Here is a 16,656-nt window from a genome sequence, read left to right as displayed (position 1 = left end):
GCCTTGAAGCATCTGGTCTTTGTCGATTCGAGCGTCCTGGGCCTGCGGGCCATGGAATACGCGAAGGAAAGGGGGGATGCCGTCACCCTGCTGTGGTCGCCGCACTACGACTTCATGCACTCACCCGCGAGCCGTGAGCGGGCCCGCGCGGTGGCCGACCGGGCCATCGAGGTCGAGGACCTGCGCGATCCCCGGGCCGCGCTGCGGGCGCTGTGTGCCGAGGGCATCGACCCGGACGGGATCGACGGGGTCCTCGCCACCTTGCACATGCTGGCCGAACCAGCCGCACGCCTGGCCGAGTTGGTGGGAGCCCGCGGGCCTTCTCCGAAGGCCATCGCCGCCGCCCGGGACAAGGCGGCCTGCCGCCGCACGCTCGACGAGCACGGCCTGCCCAACCTGAGGTTCGCCGAAGTCACCGAGGCAGGGGCGGCGCTCGCAGCGGCCGCGGACATCGGCTATCCGGTGGTGGTCAAGCCGGTCTTCGGCGTGGGCAAGAACGTGACGACCTTCGCCCACTCCGCCCAGGACATCGAGCTCCACTTCGCGCAGACGCAGGCCAGGCTCGCCGAACTGGAGCACGGGTTCACCGTGGAACTCGACGACCGTTACGTGGTCGAGGAGGTGGCGGTCGGGCCGCTCTACTCGGTCGAGGTGGCCACGGACGGCACCACGTACACGGCGCTCACCAGCGTGCGCCGCAAGGTCGGTCTGGACAATCCGGTGCTCGAACTCGGCTCCACCGTTCCTTGCGGCCTGCCGCCGGCCGCCGAGCGTGCACTCGGTGACTACGCGGTCGACGTGTGCCGGGCCCTCGGCCTCGACCTGGGCCTCTTCCACGTCGAGGTGATCGGCACCGCGGACGGCTTCCGCCTGGTGGAGGTCAATCCGCGGATCGCGGGCGGCACCGTGCCCGAAGTCATCCGCGCGGCGACCGGCCGCAGCCTCTTCGAGGTCCTCGTCGACCTGTACGAGGGCGAGCCGCTGTCGCCCGAACCGTTCCCCGTGGTCACCGCCGCGAGCCACACCTTCCTGGCGGCCGCGGAGGACTGCGTGGTCCGCGCCGACCTTCCCGCCGACTGGTTCGAGGCGTTCCGGCCCCGACTGCACTCCGGGTCCAGCTCCATCGGCCCCGGCTCCCGGCTGCTCGGCATGGAGGGCAACACCACCACGTACGGCGTCGTCCGTGTGGTCGCCGAGGACACCGCACGCGCCGAGGCGGCCTGCACCGAGCTGCGCGAGGAGATCGCGGATCGCCTCGGCTTCCCGATGGTGCCGGTGGCCCCCGCCCTCCCCGTGGCCCCCGCCCTCCCGGCGGCTTCCACCCACCCGGCGGCACCCGCCCTCCCGGAAGCGCGCTCATGAGCGCGCGGCCCACCGCGGGCACGACGGGCACGACGGACGAGGCGGACGAGGCGTCACCGAGCGCCGCGGAGGTGCGGCGTGCGCTGTTCACCTCCCCCCGCTTCCTGGTGCTGTGGGCGGCCATGCTCATCAGCTCCACCGGCACCTTCTTCCTGCTGCTCACCGCTTCCTCATGGCTGCTGACCGAGAGAGGCTCGGGTCTGAGCGCCGCCGCGGTCTTCGGCTTCCAGTGGATCCTGCCGGTGCTGCTCGTCGGCGTCATCCGGAAGGTGTGCGAAGGACAGCACCTGCGCCGCACGGTCATCTACGCCGAACTGGGCGGTGGAGCCGTCTCGTTGGCCATCGGCATCTTCCTCGGCACGGGCCTGCTCGGCGCGGTGCTCGGCTGCTTCCTGGTCCGTGGGCTCCTGGAGGGCATCACCAAGACGGCCCGCGTGGTGTACGCCCGTCAGCTCTTCGAGGGCCCGGGCCTCAAGCTCGCCTCGTACACGTTCAACAACTCCTACTACCTGGGCAGCGCGGCCGGCGGCGTCCTCGGCAGTGTGCTGGCCGGCGAGGTCTCGGTCGTCACCGCCGGCGCCATCGACGCGGTCACCTTCGCGCTTTCCGCCTGCTGCTACCGCTGGCTGCCCGCCGTCAGCGCGCCCCGCGCCGAAGGCACGACACGCCGCGGGCTCTCCGCACAGGTCCGGGCGACCCTCAGCGGCCGGCGCGGGCTGACCCGCGCGGTGGTGTATCTCGTCCTCGCGGTCGGGGTGTTCCAGGGCTTCCACAGTGCGGCCCGCACGGTGGTGCCGGTACGGGTGCTCGGGCAGGGGGAGAGCGGTGTGATGAACCTGCAGATCGTCGCGGGCTTCGCGCTCGTCCTCGGCGCGGTCACCGTCCCGGTCGTGCTGCGACGCGTGAAGGCCCGTGTGCTCCAGGGCTTCGCGCTCAACGCCGTGACCGCCGCCGTGATGTTCCTGGTCTGTCTCACCGCACAGCCATGGAGCCTCTACGTCGCCTACTTCGGCTTCCTGTTCCTCTTCGAGTTCGCCTTCACGGCGGCACAGGGCGAGGTCGTCCAGAAGTCTCCGGCCACCGACCTGGTGGCCCTGACCAGCTTCGTCGGCGCCGCGGGCACCGGAATGCTGATCGTCTCCACCCTGCTCGCCGGTGTGCTCTTCGACTCCCTGGCCCTGTCCACCGTCGGACTGCTGTACGCGGCCGTCGTGCTCACCGTGGGAATCGCCCTGGAGGTCTTCCTGAAGGTACGCCCGGCGCCCACGCCCACGCCCACGCCCACGACGACGGCGACGGCGACGGCGGCGACGACGACGAAGGCGCAGGCGCAGGCGCAGGCCAGGGGCGAGGAGAGTGCCGTATGACGGCCATGACGCAACCGATGCTCACCCCCTTCGGCCGCAGGCCGGGGCCACTGAACACCGTGGTGTTCCACCCTGCGGGCGGCGGACTCGGCCAGTACGTGTCGCTCCTGTCCCGGCTGTCCCGGCGCGGCCCTGTCCACGGGGTGCGGGCCATGGGACTCGTGCCGGGGGAGGAGCCCGACCGCACCGTCGAGGCCATGGCCGAGCGCTGTCTCGGGCTCATCCGTGAGCTGCCGGTCCGCCCCGACCTCCTGGTGGGCTGGTCGCTCGGCGGGCTGCTCGCCTGGGAAACCGGCGCCCGGCTCGCCGAGGACGGCCCTGCCCCCGCCGTCGTCATGATCGACAGCTTTGCCGAACCCTGGTCCGCGTACGGCAGTTCACGTGAGCGGCTCCTCGATGACATCCTGCGCGGCGCACTGGTGCCACTGGGCCCCGAGGCCGCCGAGGCCGCGGTCCGCACAGCGGGAGCCCACCTCGACGCCTGCGCCGTACACCATGTGACGACCCGTCACCAAGGCCCCGCCCTGCTGATGCCGTGCGCGGGCCCGGAGCGCGGGCGACAGGTCGCCGACTGGCGGCGCAGGGCGCCCCAGCTGGCGGTGGCCCCGCTGGACTGCGGCCACTTCGACGTCTTCGGAACGGGCCACACGGGCACGGTCCTCGGCCACCTCGACGCCTTCCTCGACGCATCCGTGCCGGTGTCCGGCGCCCACCATCCCGACCCAGAAGGAACATGATGAGTGCACTACTCGCGCGCGACACCGTCGCCGCATCCGTGAAGCGGCTCCTGTCCGCCCAAGCCGTGACCGCCGTCGACGACATCCGTGAGGACGAGCCGCTGGTCGGCGAGCGGCTCCAGGTCAACTCCCTTGCGGTGCTGAGCGTTCTGGTCGAGCTCGAGGACGAGCTGGCCACGCAGTTCCCCGACGATCTCTTCGCCGGGCGCTCGTTCGAGACCGTGCGGGACCTCATCGACATCGTGCTGACCGGGGCCGGCGATGGACGCTGAGCTCTTCGACTGCCTACAGGTGAACCTGGCGGAGTACGCCGACCATCTGCACGGCACTGACACCCATCTGCTGCTCGGCGCCACCCTGCGATTCCAGCCGGTGCCGGTGCCGGGGCGGGGGCCGGGGATCGGCGAGCTGCCGACGGTCGAGCGCACCGCGCGGGAGCAGCTCACCGAGGCCGCCCGACGCCTGGGCCTTGTGGTGGGCGAGCCGTACCCGGTCGCGGGCGCCGCGGACATCACACCGGCGAGCGGCTGCTACGTCGTCGCCGACGCCTTCCATCTGCCCTGGGTGCCGTACTACCGGCAGCGCCACATGGAGCACAGCTTCCTGGTGGAGAAGGGCGGCACCGGCACGGACGGCGTGCTCGTTCGCGACAGCTACCACAACGAGACGCCCTGGGGTGTCGCCAGACCGGGCCAATGGAAGCTGAGCCGACAGGAGTTCGCCGCGGCGGTCCCCGGACCCGCACTTGTCGCCGACCTGGGCGCCGCGCCCGGCGGATGCGTCGAGCTGGCGCCCGAGGTGGACTTCGCGGCGCCGGATGCGGTGGACGCATACGCCGACGCCTACCGCCAACATCCGGACCGGGCAGGCGCGTTGGAGCGGCTCACCCTGGAGACCTGGCTGCTCGCCAGGAGTCGTAAGCTGCACGCCGCGTTCCTGCGCCACACCGGGAAGCTTCCGGCCGACGAAGCGCTTCAGGAACATCTCGCGGCCTGGGACAAGCTGACCGAGCAGGTCTACCTCGCACACCGCCGGGTGGAGCGTGGGCGCCCCGAACCCCAGGGGCTCGCCGACCGGGTCGCGGCACTGCTCCGCGCGGACCTGCGGGCCTTCGGGTACGGCGGGGCCTCTGGGCGCGGTGCCTCTGGGTGCGGCGGCGCACCCGTACCGGACCTGGCCGCTGTCCCGTCCTCGACGTCTGAACTGCCCTCCGTACCAGTGGAGTTGCGTCGGTCGGTGGCCGCCGCGGCTGCCCAGGTGCTCGGCGTCGACCCGGCCGCTCTGCTCGCCGGAGCCGTGTTCGACTCCCTGCCGTCCTTCAGCTCCTTCCGGGTGGTGGAGATCGTCGAGCTCCTGGAACGCGAATTGGGCATCGAGTTCGCCGCCGACGACCTGGCGCCCGAGAACCTGCACCACGTCGACGCGGTCTGCCGCGTCATCCAGCGATCGAACGATGGCGGCGCGCCCCGTGCGCTCGCCCTGAACGGAGAGGGCCGATGACCGCCCCGACGTCCACCGCGCAGGCCGTCCTGCCGAGCGCCACGACCATGCACGAACTCCTAGACACCGCCGCCCGGTTGTACCCAAAGGCCCCCGCCGTCACCAGCGGCGAGCACACCCTCAGCTACGCCGAGCTGGACGCGGCCACCCGACGACTCGCCCGCTGGATGGGCGAGTTGGGGCTCCGGCGCGGCGAGCGACTGCTCATCAGCAGCGCCACCGGGGTTCTGCAGGCTGTCCTGGTGTACGCCGCGTCCCGGGCGGGCGTCGCCTTCTCGCTGCTGCACGAGCAGGTGCGGGGCGCCGCCCTCGACCACGTCCTCGGTGACTGCGAGCCCGCGCTCCTGGTGAGTGACCACGACCCGTCGCTGGCCGCCGCGGCGCTCCGGGGCGTGCGGGCTCACCACGTCGACGACGTCACCCGCCGGGCCTTCGACCCGCAGGCGCCGCTCGGTCCGCTGCCGGGCCCGCCGCTGCCCGTCGACCCGTTCTGCCTGATCTACACCTCCGGCACCACGGCGCTGCCCAAGGCCGTCGTCAGCACGCACCAGCAGGCGGTGTTCGCCGTACAGGCCATCCAGCAGGTGCTGGGCTACCGGCCCGACGACGTGATCTACAGTCCGCTGCCGCAGTCCTTCGACTACGGCCTCTACCAGCTCTTCCTCGCCACGAGCAGCGGGGCGCATCTCTGGCTCGGCCGGCCGGCCGAGGTCGGACCGCGGCTCCTGACGAATCTGCTGCGCGCGGGAGCGACCGTCCTGCCCGCCGTTCCCGCGGTGGCCGACGCGCTGGCCCGGCTGCTGCGCCGGGCGGGTGCCGAGCGCACCCCGCGACTGCGGATGCTGACGAACACCGGTGCCGCGATGCCGCAGCAGGCCGTCGCCGCACTGCGCGAGGCCATGCCCGGGCTGCGGGTGCATCTGATGTTCGGCCTGACCGAGTGCAAGCGCGCCACCATCATGCCCGCGGACGAGGACCTGGCGCGGCCCGGTGCGAGCGGGCGGGCGCTGCCGGGTACCGAGGTGTTCGTCGTCGGCGACGACGGCCGTCGCCTGCCGCCCGGCGAGATCGGTGAGATCGCCGTACGGGGGGCCAACGTGATGTCGGGGTACTGGCGCCGCCCGGAACTGACCGCTCAGCGCTTCCACCGCGCGGAAGGGCTCTTCCCCGAGCTGCGTACGGGCGACTACGGCTGGCTCGACGAGGACGGCTTCCTGTACTTCAGCGGCCGCCGGGACGACATCTACAAGACGAACGGGTTCCGGGTGAGCGCCACCGAGGTGGAGGCCGCCGTACGCCGGGTGCCCGGGGTGGAGGCCGCGGCCGTGCTCGCCCCGGAAGGCGACCGGCAAGCCAGGCTCTTCGTCCAGGTCACCGGCGGGCTCACCGGCGCCGATGTGCTGCTGCGCCTGCGAGAGCAGATCGAGGAGTTCAAGATTCCGCGCACCTGCCTGGTCGTCGACGCCCTGCCGCTGACCGGCAACGGCAAGACCGACCGCAAGGCGCTCGCGGCCCTTGAGGAAAGGGCGGGCCATGTCCGCACCCGCTGAGGCCGAGCCCCGTTCCGCCACCCGGGCAGGCGAGACGGTGCTGCCCGTCCCCCTGGAGGAGCTCGCGGGCGTGCCGACCCCCGCGTACGTCTACGACGTCGCCGAAGTCCGCCGTAGCCAGGCCCAGTTGAGGGCATCCCTGCCCGAGCGTACCGGCCTGTACTACTCGCTGAAGGCCAACCCGCACCCCGCGCTGCTGCGCACGCTGCGGGCGGGCGGCGCCAGGCCCGAGGTGTGCTCCACCGGGGAACTGGCCGCCGCGCTCGAGGCGGGCTGGGCCGCCGGTGAGGTGCTGTACACCGGCCCCGGAAAGCGCGACGAGGAGATCGCCGACGCGCTGGTCCGTGGCGTGCGGTTCTTCTCCGTCGACTCGCCGCACGCCATCGAGCAGCTGAGCCGTATCGCGGGGGAGCGCGGGGCCGTCGCCCGCTGTCTGCTGCGGATCAACGACGACGAGCCGGTGCCGGGGCAGGGCCTCGCGATGACGGGCGTGGCCTCGCAGTTCGGCGCAGACACCAGCTGGGTCCTCGCCGAGCCCGCCCGGTTCGCGAACCGGCCCCACGCACGCGTCGTCGGACTGCACCTGTACATGGGCAGCAACCTCTGCGAAGTCGACGATCTGGTAGGGCAGTTCACCCGGTCCTTGCGCACCGCCCGGTCCCTCGGCGATGTCCTGGCCGCGCACGGGGTGCGGATCGAGGTGCTCGACCTCGGCGGCGGCTTCGGGGCGCCCTTCGCCAAGGCCGGGAAGGTCCCCGACCTGAGGGCCCTGCGGCCGGCGCTCGAGACGCTGTTCGACGAGCAGATACCCGGCTGGCGTGACGGCGGTCCTGAGGTGGTCTTCGAGTCCGGGCGCCATCTCGTCGGGACCGCGGGCACCCTGCTCACGGCCGTGCTCGACGTCAAGCGCTCGCACGGCAAGGACATCGTGGTCCTTGAGTCCGGCATCAATCACCTGGGCGGCATGGCGGGTATGCGCCGTCTTCCTCCGCTCAACCCGGCCCTGGTCGCGGCACAGGAGCCGTTGCTGGAAGGGGAGTTGACCGCACTGGTCGCGGGGCCCCTGTGCACCCCTCTCGACACCTGGGCGCGCGGCGCACGGCTGCCCGCGCTGCGTCCGGGTGACCTGGTCGCCGTGCCGAACGTCGGCGCCTACGGCCTGTCGGCGAGCCTCGTCGCCTTCCTCGGACATCCGCTGCCCGCGGAGGCCGTGGTGGACAGCGACCGGCCGGGAACACCACCCGAAATTTCCCGTACCACCCTGATCCGGCAAGGAGTCATTGACTAATGGATGCCCGTTTCACCGAACTGCTCACCCCCTTCCTCAAGTTCCTGGGCGACCGCGAGATCGAGGCGGACTCCTCTCTGCGCGATCTGGGCCTCGACTCGATGCAGGCCATCGAGCTTCTCTTCGCGATCGAGGACACCTTCGACGTGACGCTCCCGGACGACGACATGAACGACGCGACGTTCGCCACGGCGGGCAGCCTGTGGCAGGCGGTCGAAGCGGCGCTGACGGCACAGGGTGTGGCGGCGTGACGCTCACCAGCCAGGAAGTGGCTTCACCGGAAACGCAGTTGACCGACCTGCCTGACCTGCCTGGCCAGCCCGACCTGCTCGACCTGCCGGGCCGGGTCGCCGCCGTGGCGGCCGTCGCCGCCGAGCACGCGGCCCGTACGGACCAGGAGGCGTCCTTCCCTCTCGAAGCGCTCACCGAGCTGCGCCGCACCCGGCTGCTCGGCCTGCTGGTGCCCCGGGAGTACGGGGGGCTCGGCGGAACCGTCGCGGACCTCGTCGAGGCGAGCATCGCGCTCGGCCGGGCCGACACCTCGGTGGCGATGATCTTCGCGATGCACTGCCAGCAGACCGAGGCCGTGGTCCGCCACGGCAGCGCACGGCTGCGCGCCGAACTGCTTCCACGCATCGCCGCCGGCCAGGTGTATCTCGCCTCGGTGACCACCGAGGCGGGCAAGGGCGGCCACCTGCTCACCTCGCAGGCGTCCCTCGCCACCGCGGGCGACGACCTCGTCATGGACCGCTTCGCGCCCATCGTCACCGGCGGCGGCCACGCCGACGGTTTCCTGGTCACCATGCGCGCTCCCGGCGCCACCAGCCCCAGCCAGGTCTCCCTCGTCTACGCCGACCGGGCGCAGCTCGACATCCAGCCGTCCGGGGTCTGGCAGCCGCTGGGCATGCGGGCCAGCCACAGCGGAGCCCTGCGGCTGACCGGCACGGTGCCTGCCCATCACGTCATAGGCGAGCACGGCCAGTTCCACACCATCGCGAGCACCGTTTTCGGTCCGCTCGCCCACCTGGGATGGTCCGCGTGCTGGCTCGGCACGGCGGCCGGGGCGCTCTCGCGGGTCCTCGGGCTGCTGCGCTCCCCGCAGGGCCGGGGGAGCACGGACCTCACATCCGAGCTGCTGCTCACCCGGCTCTCCAAGGTCCGTCAGCGCCTGGACATCGTGCACGCGCTGCTCGCCCGGACCCAGCAGACGGTCCTCGACAGCACGGACCTGAGCGTGCCCCGCGTTCAGCTCCAGCTCAACGCACTCAAGATCACCGCGGCCGAGCTGTGCCACAGCGCGGTCGACGAGCTGGTGACGGCGGTCGGCATGCGGCACGGATATCTCAAGGGTTCTCCGACCCGGCTGGAACAGGCGCTGCGCGATCTGCGCTCGGCCGCGCTGAACTACAGCAACGACCGCCTGCACCTGGCCGACGGCAGGCTCGCCCTGCTCGATCCGGAGGTGCGGTTTGTCTGACCAGGGAGCACACATACCGCGCGAGGAAGCACACGCACCGCGCGAGGAAGCACACGCACCGCGCGACGAAGCGGACGTCCCGCCCTCCGAGAGTTTCCGAGCGCAGGTCGAGCGGGCCCTGGATCCGCTGCCCGAAGGCGCTTCGCTCCCTCACGTGTGGGGCGCGCTCGGCGCCGCCGGAGCCCTCGCGGGGATCTACCACCGCACCGGACGCGACGGCCCCGTCGTCGACCCGCGACGGCTCGGCGCGCTGCTCGCCGCCACGGACGCCCGGGGCGACAACGGCGTCACGCTCGGCGTCCTGGTGCAGACGGCGAGCGCCGTGCCACTGCTGGGTTCCGCGCCCGCGGGCTCGCCCGCGGCACGGGTGTACGCACAGGCGCTGCGAGGCGCGACGACCGTGGCCCTCGCCGCGACGGATGCCGCCGCTCCCGGGTCCGATCTGGCCGGGCTCGGCACCGAAGTGACCGTCAAGGGCGATGAGTTGACGCTCTCGGGCGGAAAGCGATGGGCCACGGGCGCGTGTCTGGCCGGTCATCTCCTCGTCCTCGCCAGGCACCGGCCGGGCCGCCACTTCACCAGCTTCACCTGGGTGCTCGTGCCCGCCGACGCTCCCGGCGTCACGGTCGAGAACGCGGGGACGGACCTGCTGCCCGGATCGGCCACCGGACACGTCGAGTTCGACTCCGTCCGGCTGCCCGCCGACCACATCATCGGCAGACCGGGCCGCGGCATGGCCTCCTTCGCCCGCCACATGGGCACCGAGCGGCTGGCCGGCGCGCAGTGGGCCGTGGCGCTCACCAGCAGGGTGCTCGACGAGACACGTGCCGTGCTCCAGGGGCGCCGCGTGGACGGCGTACCCCTGTGGCACAACGACGTGGTGCGCAGGGACTTCGCGGTCTGCCTGGTCAAGGTCGCCGGGCTGCGTGCCCTGTACGAGACGCATGCGCGAGGCATCGTCGAGGAGCAGGACCTGGCGGCCGCCACGCTCCTGAAGTCCGCCGTCGGTCTCGCCGCCGACGAGGTGCTCTCCTGCTGCGCTCAGCTCCAGGGCGCGGACGGTTTCCTGCCCGGCCGTGCCCAGCAGATCCGGGCGGAGGCAGCCGTCCTCGGCATCGGGGGCGGCGCCACCGGTCTGCTGCTCGCCGGCGTCGCCGACGGTGCGCAGCCACTCCTGGAGAGGCTGCGCGCATGAACGTCGCCGCCTGGCGGACCGAGGAGGTCGCCCACCGGACCTGGGTGCTCAGCGGCCCACAGGACGAGCTCCCCGCCCGGGCCGCGCCGAACGAGGACGATCTGCGGCAGGCCAGGGGGCTGCCCCGCTGGCGGGCCGATGAGTTCACCGCGAGCCGGGCGGTCCTGCGCCATCTCCTGCGCCACAGGTGCGCCGACCTCGTCGACGTGGCGGTGCGCAAGGACGAGCGCGGCCGGCCGATGCTCGACGGGCATCCCGGCGTCGGGATCAGCGTCTCCCACGACGGCGGCACCATCGCCGCCGCCGTGGGGCCGGGGCGCCGGGTCGGCGTCGATGTGCAAGTGCCGCCCGAGCGGCTGACGGACGCTCTCGTACGCCGCTGTCTGCGGGGGCGCGCGCCCCTGGTCTGCGCGCTGCCGGAACCCGAGAGGTCCGCCGAGTTCGCCCGTGTCTGGACCGTGCAGGAGGCCTGTGTGAAGGCGGAGGGCACCGGGCTCGCCGGCAGCCCCTGGACGATCGACGTGGAACCCGGCCGGGACCGGGGCAATTGGGGCCCCTACCGCTGGGTGAGTCTGCGCCGCTCTCCCGTCCCGCTCAGCTGCGCCTTCACCGAGCCGGAGTGCCCATGACGTCGACGACCCTCGTGGCCTCAGCACCCCAACTGAGTTGCTACACCACGAATCTGGCCGCCTACCTTTCCCCCGACCTGCCCGATGTCCGGCGGCGTTTCGCCGAGTCCGTCCGACTCGCCGTGCGCACCGGGCTGCCACCGGGCGAACTCGCCTTCTCCCACCACACGCGGGTGGACACGGCGCCGGGCCTCGCCCCGCTCACCTACCGAGGGGCCGCCGACTGGCGGCGGACGCGGGCCGGTCTCAAGTCCGAACTCGCCCTGCACGGGCGGGTTCTCGCGGTCGGGAACGTACGGCACCTGCCCTGGTCCGCGGGGTACGGCCGGGCCGACGCGCCGCACTGGCTGCTCGTGCACGACCACCGCGACGCGTGCTGGCTGGTGGCCGATCACTTCACCGCCCTCACCCCGCACGGCCCTCAAGAGCCCCATCTGGGCTGGCTGGACGACGACGAACTGGCCCTGGCGCTCACTCCGGTGCCCGGACCGGCACCGGAGGTCGCGCTGCGTGACCGACTCGCCCTGGGCGGCGCCGCCGAGGTGCCCGCTCCCGGTAGCTTCCGCTGGCTGGAGCGGGAGGCGGCGTCCGGTGACCGCCGCTCCGGGCACGGCGGAGCGCATGCCGTGCCCGACGAGGGGACGTGGCTGTTCCACCTGCCCGATGTCCTGTCGTACGTACGCGATGTGCTCGTCGCCGATCCGACAGCACCCGGCCGGTACGCCGACGACCTCTGGGCCGCCGGCTGCCACTACACCCACCGCCTGACCGTGCTCGGCGAGTCCGGTGCCATGAGCCGGGAGGACGCCGCCACGCTGATCGCCGCCTGGGCCGAACTGCCGAGGGCCCTCCGGTTCGCGGACCGGTCCGCCGGGCGCGGACGCCCCCGCGCCGGTCTGATCGGCGCGGCCTTCGACCGGCTGCTCGACGCGACCCAGCGGCTCCCGCAGACCCTGCACACACCGGCATCCCCCGTCACACCGGCATCCCCCATCACCCCGCACCCCCTGGAAGGACACCAGTGAAGGAGACCCTGTACGAGTGGTTCGCGGCTTCGGCGGCCGCGTATCCGCACGAGCCCGCCCTGGAGGTGGGCACGGACCGCCTGACCTACGAGCAGCTGGACGCACAGGCCCAGCACCTCGCCGCCGAGTTGGTCGTGGCGCACGGCGGTGTGCCGAGCCGAGTCGGACTGCTCGCCGAGCGCAGCGTCCTGGCCTACGCCGGGTACCTGGCGGTGCAGCGCATCGGCGCCACCGTCGTGCCCCTCAACCCCGCGTTCCCCGCGGCGCGCACCGAAGCCGTGGTGAGGGCGGGGCGCCTGGACCTCGTACTGGCCCAGGAACAAGAGGCCGCGGCGCACCTCTCCGTACCCGTCCTCGCCCCTGACCACTCGGACCTGCGGGGCGCCGCTCTGCCGGAGCTGCCGCCCTGGCGCGCCGAGCCGGACGGCATCGCCTATGTGCTGTTCACCTCCGGCTCGACGGGCACACCGAAGGGCGTGCCGGTCCGGCACAGCAATGTGTGCGCGTATCTCGCACACGTCGTGGAGCGGTACGAGGTGCGGCCGGGCAGCCGGGTCTCCCAGACCTTCGACCTGACCTTCGACCTCTCGGTCTTCGACATGTTCACCGCATGGGGCGGTGGCGGCACCCTGGTGGTCCCCGACCGCAAGGACCTGATGGCGCCGGTGCGCTGGGTGGCCGACCAGAGGCTGACGCACTGGTTCTCGGTGCCGTCGATGGTCTCGTACGCGAGCCGTATGCGTTCCCTGGGGCCCGGCCGGATGCCCTCGTTGCGCTGGAGCCTGTTCTGCGGTGAGCCGCTGACCGTGCAGCAGGCCCGGGCATGGTCCGGGGCGGCGCCGGACAGCACCCTGGAGAACCTGTACGGGCCGACCGAACTGACCATCAGCTGCGCCCAGTTCAGACTGCCGGACGACCCCGGCGCATGGCCGGTCACCGGCAACGGGACCGTCCCTGTCGGTGAGCTCTACCCGGGACTTGAGCAGCTGATCCTGGACGAGGGCGGCCATCCCGCCGAGCAGGGGGAGCTGGTCGTACGCGGGGCCCAGCGGTTTCCCGGCTATCTCGATCCGGCCGACAACGTGGGCCGGTTCATGTGCGACGGCCCGGCCGGTCCTTCGGGCAGGCGGATCTACGAGGGCCACGGACCGCTCACCGATCAGCACTGGTACCGCACCGGGGACCGGGTCCTTCGCGACGGATCCGCGTGCGGACTCGTTCACCTCGGCCGCCTGGACCAGCAGGTCAAGGTGCGCGGATACCGGGTGGAACTCGGCGAGATCGAGGCCGTGCTGCGCGGCCGGCCCGGCGTGGTCGACGCGGTCGTCGTCGCAGTCGAGGGGCCCGCGGGCGAGACCGTCCTGGAGGCGGTCTGCACCGGCAGCGGTCTGGAGGCCGCTGACCTGGCAGGCGCGCTGCGTGCGCGGCTGCCCGCGTACATGGTGCCGCGTGGCATCGCGGTCTTCGCCGAGCTTCCGCTCAATGCCAACGGCAAGATCGACCGCAAGGCCGTGAGCGCGACCCTGGCGGGCCGTCATGTCTGAGCCCTCGACGTTGACCGGCAACCGCCTGCCGCCAGGGCTCCTGGACGACTCCGTGCCGACGGTCACCGCGGGCGCCTACCGGAGTGCCGTCGCGCGGCTGCCCACCGGCGTCACCGTCATCACCGCGCGCGGGCCCAACGGCCCGGTGGGCTGCACCGCCAACGCGGTCATGTCGCTCTCCCTGGAGCCGCCGAGCCTCCTTGTCTCCCTGGGCAGCCGGAGCGGCACCCTCGCGCGGATCCTCGACTCGGGCTCCTTCGCCGTGAACGTGCTGAGCTGGTCCGACCGCGCGCTCACCCGCAAGTTCGCCACCGGCACGGCCGAGGAGCGGTTCGCCGGGGTCGGGTGGGACCTCATGCACCAGGTCCCGGTCCTCAGCCGCTCCGCCGCGGCGTTGGTGTGCCAGGTGCACGAAACGGTGCCGCTGTTCGACCATACCCTCGTGGTCGGCACGGTCTCCTGGGCGCAGGCGGGCGAGGCGCACCCGGCCGTGTACTACGGCAACGAGCTGCGCGCCCTGGAGGGTTGACCCTCGCCCGCGCCGAAGGGCCGCCGGGCCGCCGGGCCGCAGAGCCGCCGAGCCGCCGCCGGTCCGCGATGCCGCGCCGCCGCTCGCGCTGTGCGGCTGACCGACCTGACTAAGTGACAGGGCGCGGCTTCTGCCGCTGCCCGCCGGAACCTAGCGTCACGATCATGACAACAGAGACCCCGCCCGTAACCGAGTCGCAGGACGCCGTCGCGGCCGCGCGAGCAGACCGTCCGCTGATCAAGAGCCTGACCAGCAAGGCGCCACCGAGAGCGGCGTGGAAGGCGATGATCCCCGCCACGGTCTGCGCCGTGGCCGCCCTGCTGGCCCTGGTGGGTCTGGGCGCCCTGATGCATCAGATGCTTCTGGTGCCGCCGCTGGCCGCGAGTGCCGCGCTGATCTTCGGCGCTCCGGCGCTTCCGCTGTCCCAGCCGCGCAGTGTCGTCGGCGGGCAACTGCTCTCCGCCGCCACCGGGTTCGTCGTGCTGGCCGTGGCCGGCAGCTCGACCGTCGCCGCCGCGGTGGCCGGGGGACTCGCACTCGGCGTGATGATGGTGGCGCGTACCCCGCATTCACCGGCCGCGGCCACCGCGGTGATCGTCGTTCTGACCGAGCCGGCGGCGTCGGCCTTCCTGCCGCTGCTTGCCCTGGCCGCCGTCATTCTTGTCGTGGTCGGCATGGTGGCCGGCCTGAACAAGGTCACCCCGTCCTACCCGTCCTATTGGTGGTAGTCCCAGGCCCGAGCGCCGGGCCACATGCCGAATCCCGCACCGCGTCGCTCGCGGTGCGGGATTCGGCATGTGGCCCGGCGATCGCTCAGGTAGGGGTGACGGCAGGCGAGTAGATGCGCCGTGCCAGCTCAAGCGTGGCCGCGAGCACCGGCGGCAGCCAGGTCTGCTCGTTCCAGATCATCCGCACGGCATGACGTTCGCCGGGCACACCCCCCAGCACGCCCACTTCTCCGGTTTCGATCTCCCGGTGAGCCGACTCACGCGGCAGCACCGCGATGCACGGGCCGTTGCGGAGGAGTTCGATCGCGCCCTGCACGGAAGCCATCGACATGAACTCCGTACGCAGCTTGTAAGTACCCTCGATGGATTCCCGGAATCTTTCGAGAGCGCTGACATCGGAATCCACGTACAACAGGCGCGTGGTGATGTGGCGGATCCTTCTGTGCTGCTCTTTGGCTGATCCATCGAGCAAACCGAGGAGTTCACGTCCGGCCACCGCCACCAGATCGACGGAGCGCAGATCCTCGATGTGCAGACCGGCCGGTACATCCGTCCTGCGGTCCGGCGGCGAAAGGATGATTCCCATGTCGAGACGTCCGGCGGACACCTCTTCGGTGATGCGATAGGAGTCCATTCCTGCCGGAGCGAGTTCCAGCTTGGGATAGCGGTATCCGGACTCCCAGACGAGTCGGGTCAGTTCCTGGTCCACGGAGAGAGGCGAAGCCCCCACGGACACCCGTCCGCTGATCTCGCGACCGTTGGCCAGGGAAGTGGACAACTCGTCCACCAGGCCGAGCAGTCGCACGGCGTAACCGTGGAAGGTCTCGCCGTCCGGCGTGGGCCGAACTCCGTGGTAGAGACGCTGGAACAGCGAGGTGCCGACCTGCGATTCCAGCGCGCGTATATGGGCTGCCGCGGTCGACTGCGAGTATCCCAGATTGCGTCCGGCCTGCGTGATGCTGCCGGTGCGCACCACTTCCAAGAAGGTTCTCACCTGGTACAGCGCAATATCCATCATCACCCTCCAGGTATTGATGCATCGACCCATGCTGCCGGGTCCCGTGTGCCTCCGTGATGCGACGCGAATGACTTAGTCAACTTCACGGCGTCTGCGGCTGATTTGATGAAGTTCTGAGGTTTCGTCGGCGTCCATATTTTGGCAATCGGTTCTTCCGTTGCCCCCCATCGGATTCTGCCCCGTTGTGTCGCGGCCGGACCTGGATAGATTTCTTTTCGGCAGGCGGCGGTACGCAATCGGTGTACCGCATCGGAGTTCCACTCCCCGTAAGTCCGAAGAAGAAATGGGATTCACATGTCCGAGATCGAGTACATCCAGAACGTCTTTCGCAGCGGGTTCGAGCTGACCGACATCGAGTGGACGTCCTGGCAGGAGCCGGGCCGGGCCGGCGTCGAGCATCACGTGCTGTGGGCGCCGGACGCCGAGAAGGGCGAGGACTCGGTCGGCCTGCTCCTTCGCTTCCCGCCGACGGCCCACGGCGACTTCCACGAGCACCTCGGCCACGAGCTGATGCTCGTGCTCGACGGGCGGCTCGACCACAGCGACGGCACCTCGTACGTCAAGGGTGACCTGGTCGTCGAGGGCCCGGGCACTCAGCACCAGATGTCCAGCGCCTCCGGGTGCACCGTGCTCGCCATCCGCACGCGCCCGGTCGAGGCGCGGGTGCCGCAGGGCCCGATCCGTGAGGTCGCCGCCGTCTGAGCGGC

General features: G+C 71.7%; 17 protein-coding genes. 16 read left to right on the top strand and 1 reads right to left on the bottom strand.

Annotation, left to right across the window (positions count from 1 at the left end):
• Nucleotides 1-3: 3 nt before the first annotated feature.
• The 15 genes from M4V62_RS06740 to M4V62_RS06670 all read left to right on the top strand — a co-directional run bounded on the left by M4V62_RS06740 (nt 4) and on the right by M4V62_RS06670 (nt 14,931).
• Complete coding sequence (locus M4V62_RS06740) at nt 4-1,362, top strand: ATP-grasp domain-containing protein (RefSeq protein ID WP_249586305.1); 1,359 nt, start codon at nt 4-6, stop codon at nt 1,360-1,362.
• Entirely contained in the window at nt 1,359-2,729 is a 1,371-nt protein-coding gene (locus tag M4V62_RS06735) for an MFS transporter (RefSeq protein ID WP_249586304.1), read from the top strand. Before M4V62_RS06740 ends, M4V62_RS06735 begins: the two co-directional genes overlap by 4 nt.
• On the top strand, nt 2,726-3,466 hold the full coding sequence (locus M4V62_RS06730; RefSeq protein ID WP_249586303.1) for a thioesterase domain-containing protein: 741 nt from the start codon (nt 2,726-2,728) through the stop codon (nt 3,464-3,466). The genes M4V62_RS06735 and M4V62_RS06730 overlap by 4 nt, the downstream gene beginning before the upstream one ends.
• Nucleotides 3,466-3,738 (top strand): acyl carrier protein, encoded by a 273-nt coding sequence (locus M4V62_RS06725; RefSeq protein ID WP_249586302.1) that lies wholly within the window; start codon nt 3,466-3,468, stop codon nt 3,736-3,738. Before M4V62_RS06730 ends, M4V62_RS06725 begins: the two co-directional genes overlap by 1 nt.
• A complete protein-coding gene (locus M4V62_RS06720; protein ID WP_249586301.1) occupies nt 3,728-4,966 on the top strand; it encodes an acyl carrier protein in 1,239 nt (412 codons plus the stop codon). The genes M4V62_RS06725 and M4V62_RS06720 overlap by 11 nt, the downstream gene beginning before the upstream one ends.
• Nucleotides 4,963-6,516 carry a class I adenylate-forming enzyme family protein gene (locus M4V62_RS06715; protein WP_249586300.1) on the top strand — a complete coding sequence of 518 codons (1,554 nt, stop codon included), beginning with the start codon at nt 4,963-4,965 and terminating at the stop codon, nt 6,514-6,516. The genes M4V62_RS06720 and M4V62_RS06715 overlap by 4 nt, the downstream gene beginning before the upstream one ends.
• Nucleotides 6,500-7,804, top strand: coding sequence for a type III PLP-dependent enzyme domain-containing protein (locus M4V62_RS06710; RefSeq protein WP_249586299.1), 1,305 nt, complete (start codon nt 6,500-6,502; stop codon nt 7,802-7,804). The genes M4V62_RS06715 and M4V62_RS06710 overlap by 17 nt, the downstream gene beginning before the upstream one ends.
• A complete protein-coding gene (locus tag M4V62_RS06705) occupies nt 7,804-8,055 on the top strand; it encodes an acyl carrier protein (protein ID WP_249586298.1) in 252 nt (83 codons plus the stop codon). The genes M4V62_RS06710 and M4V62_RS06705 overlap by 1 nt, the downstream gene beginning before the upstream one ends.
• Complete coding sequence (locus M4V62_RS06700) at nt 8,052-9,281, top strand: acyl-CoA dehydrogenase family protein (protein ID WP_344646452.1); 1,230 nt, start codon at nt 8,052-8,054, stop codon at nt 9,279-9,281. The genes M4V62_RS06705 and M4V62_RS06700 overlap by 4 nt, the downstream gene beginning before the upstream one ends.
• Nucleotides 9,274-10,476, top strand: a complete 1,203-nt coding sequence (locus tag M4V62_RS06695; RefSeq protein WP_249586297.1) for an acyl-CoA dehydrogenase family protein — start codon at nt 9,274-9,276, stop codon at nt 10,474-10,476. Before M4V62_RS06700 ends, M4V62_RS06695 begins: the two co-directional genes overlap by 8 nt.
• Nucleotides 10,473-11,105: a 4'-phosphopantetheinyl transferase family protein gene (locus M4V62_RS06690; protein WP_249586296.1), complete on the top strand. Its 633-nt coding sequence runs from the start codon at nt 10,473-10,475 to the stop codon at nt 11,103-11,105. Before M4V62_RS06695 ends, M4V62_RS06690 begins: the two co-directional genes overlap by 4 nt.
• Nucleotides 11,102-12,130, top strand: coding sequence for a hypothetical protein (locus M4V62_RS06685; RefSeq protein WP_249586295.1), 1,029 nt, complete (start codon nt 11,102-11,104; stop codon nt 12,128-12,130). The genes M4V62_RS06690 and M4V62_RS06685 overlap by 4 nt, the downstream gene beginning before the upstream one ends.
• The gene (locus M4V62_RS06680; protein ID WP_249586294.1) at nt 12,127-13,674 is read left to right on the top strand and encodes an amino acid adenylation domain-containing protein; all 1,548 of its coding nucleotides are present in this window, start codon (nt 12,127-12,129) and stop codon (nt 13,672-13,674) included. Before M4V62_RS06685 ends, M4V62_RS06680 begins: the two co-directional genes overlap by 4 nt.
• Nucleotides 13,667-14,203, top strand: a complete 537-nt coding sequence (locus M4V62_RS06675; RefSeq protein ID WP_249586293.1) for a flavin reductase family protein — start codon at nt 13,667-13,669, stop codon at nt 14,201-14,203. The genes M4V62_RS06680 and M4V62_RS06675 overlap by 8 nt, the downstream gene beginning before the upstream one ends.
• A gap of 164 nt (nt 14,204-14,367) precedes the next feature.
• The gene (locus M4V62_RS06670) at nt 14,368-14,931 is read left to right on the top strand and encodes an HPP family protein (protein WP_425575325.1); all 564 of its coding nucleotides are present in this window, start codon (nt 14,368-14,370) and stop codon (nt 14,929-14,931) included.
• Nucleotides 14,932-15,016: 85 nt separating this feature from the next.
• Here M4V62_RS06670 and M4V62_RS06665 read toward each other — a convergent pair whose 3' ends face one another.
• Entirely contained in the window at nt 15,017-15,946 is a 930-nt protein-coding gene (locus M4V62_RS06665) for a LysR family transcriptional regulator (RefSeq protein WP_249586292.1), read from the bottom strand.
• 297 nt (nt 15,947-16,243) lie between these two features.
• Here M4V62_RS06665 and M4V62_RS06660 point away from each other — a divergent pair, with 297 nt between their 5' ends.
• On the top strand, nt 16,244-16,651 hold the full coding sequence (locus tag M4V62_RS06660) for a cupin domain-containing protein (protein WP_249586291.1): 408 nt from the start codon (nt 16,244-16,246) through the stop codon (nt 16,649-16,651).
• Nucleotides 16,652-16,656: the final 5 nt, after the last annotated feature.

Origin of the sequence: Streptomyces durmitorensis, from assembly GCF_023498005.1 — a bacterium.
In the GTDB taxonomy this organism is placed as follows: domain Bacteria; phylum Actinomycetota; class Actinomycetes; order Streptomycetales; family Streptomycetaceae; genus Streptomyces; species Streptomyces durmitorensis.
The sequence above is the reverse complement of the archived record's forward strand: the minus strand, read 5'-3'. Positions and strand labels throughout refer to the sequence as shown.

Excerpts from the sequence above, each read along its gene's own strand:
- M4V62_RS06735 (WP_249586304.1), top strand. The coding sequence starts at position 1,359 with ATGAGCGCGCGGCCCACCGCGGGCACGACGGGCACGACGGACGAGGCG.
- M4V62_RS06730 (WP_249586303.1), top strand. The coding sequence starts at position 2,726 with ATGACGGCCATGACGCAACCGATGCTCACCCCCTTCGGCCGCAGGCCG.
- M4V62_RS06725 (WP_249586302.1), top strand. The coding sequence starts at position 3,466 with ATGAGTGCACTACTCGCGCGCGACACCGTCGCCGCATCCGTGAAGCGG.
- M4V62_RS06720 (WP_249586301.1), top strand. The coding sequence starts at position 3,728 with ATGGACGCTGAGCTCTTCGACTGCCTACAGGTGAACCTGGCGGAGTAC.
- M4V62_RS06715 (WP_249586300.1), top strand. The coding sequence starts at position 4,963 with ATGACCGCCCCGACGTCCACCGCGCAGGCCGTCCTGCCGAGCGCCACG.
- M4V62_RS06710 (WP_249586299.1), top strand. The coding sequence starts at position 6,500 with ATGTCCGCACCCGCTGAGGCCGAGCCCCGTTCCGCCACCCGGGCAGGC.
- M4V62_RS06705 (WP_249586298.1), top strand. The coding sequence starts at position 7,804 with ATGGATGCCCGTTTCACCGAACTGCTCACCCCCTTCCTCAAGTTCCTG.
- M4V62_RS06690 (WP_249586296.1), top strand. The coding sequence starts at position 10,473 with ATGAACGTCGCCGCCTGGCGGACCGAGGAGGTCGCCCACCGGACCTGG.
- M4V62_RS06685 (WP_249586295.1), top strand. The coding sequence starts at position 11,102 with ATGACGTCGACGACCCTCGTGGCCTCAGCACCCCAACTGAGTTGCTAC.
- M4V62_RS06675 (WP_249586293.1), top strand. The coding sequence starts at position 13,667 with ATGTCTGAGCCCTCGACGTTGACCGGCAACCGCCTGCCGCCAGGGCTC.
- M4V62_RS06670 (WP_425575325.1), top strand. The coding sequence starts at position 14,368 with ATGACAACAGAGACCCCGCCCGTAACCGAGTCGCAGGACGCCGTCGCG.
- M4V62_RS06665 (WP_249586292.1), bottom strand. The coding sequence starts at position 15,946 with ATGGATATTGCGCTGTACCAGGTGAGAACCTTCTTGGAAGTGGTGCGC.
- M4V62_RS06660 (WP_249586291.1), top strand. The coding sequence starts at position 16,244 with ATGTCCGAGATCGAGTACATCCAGAACGTCTTTCGCAGCGGGTTCGAG.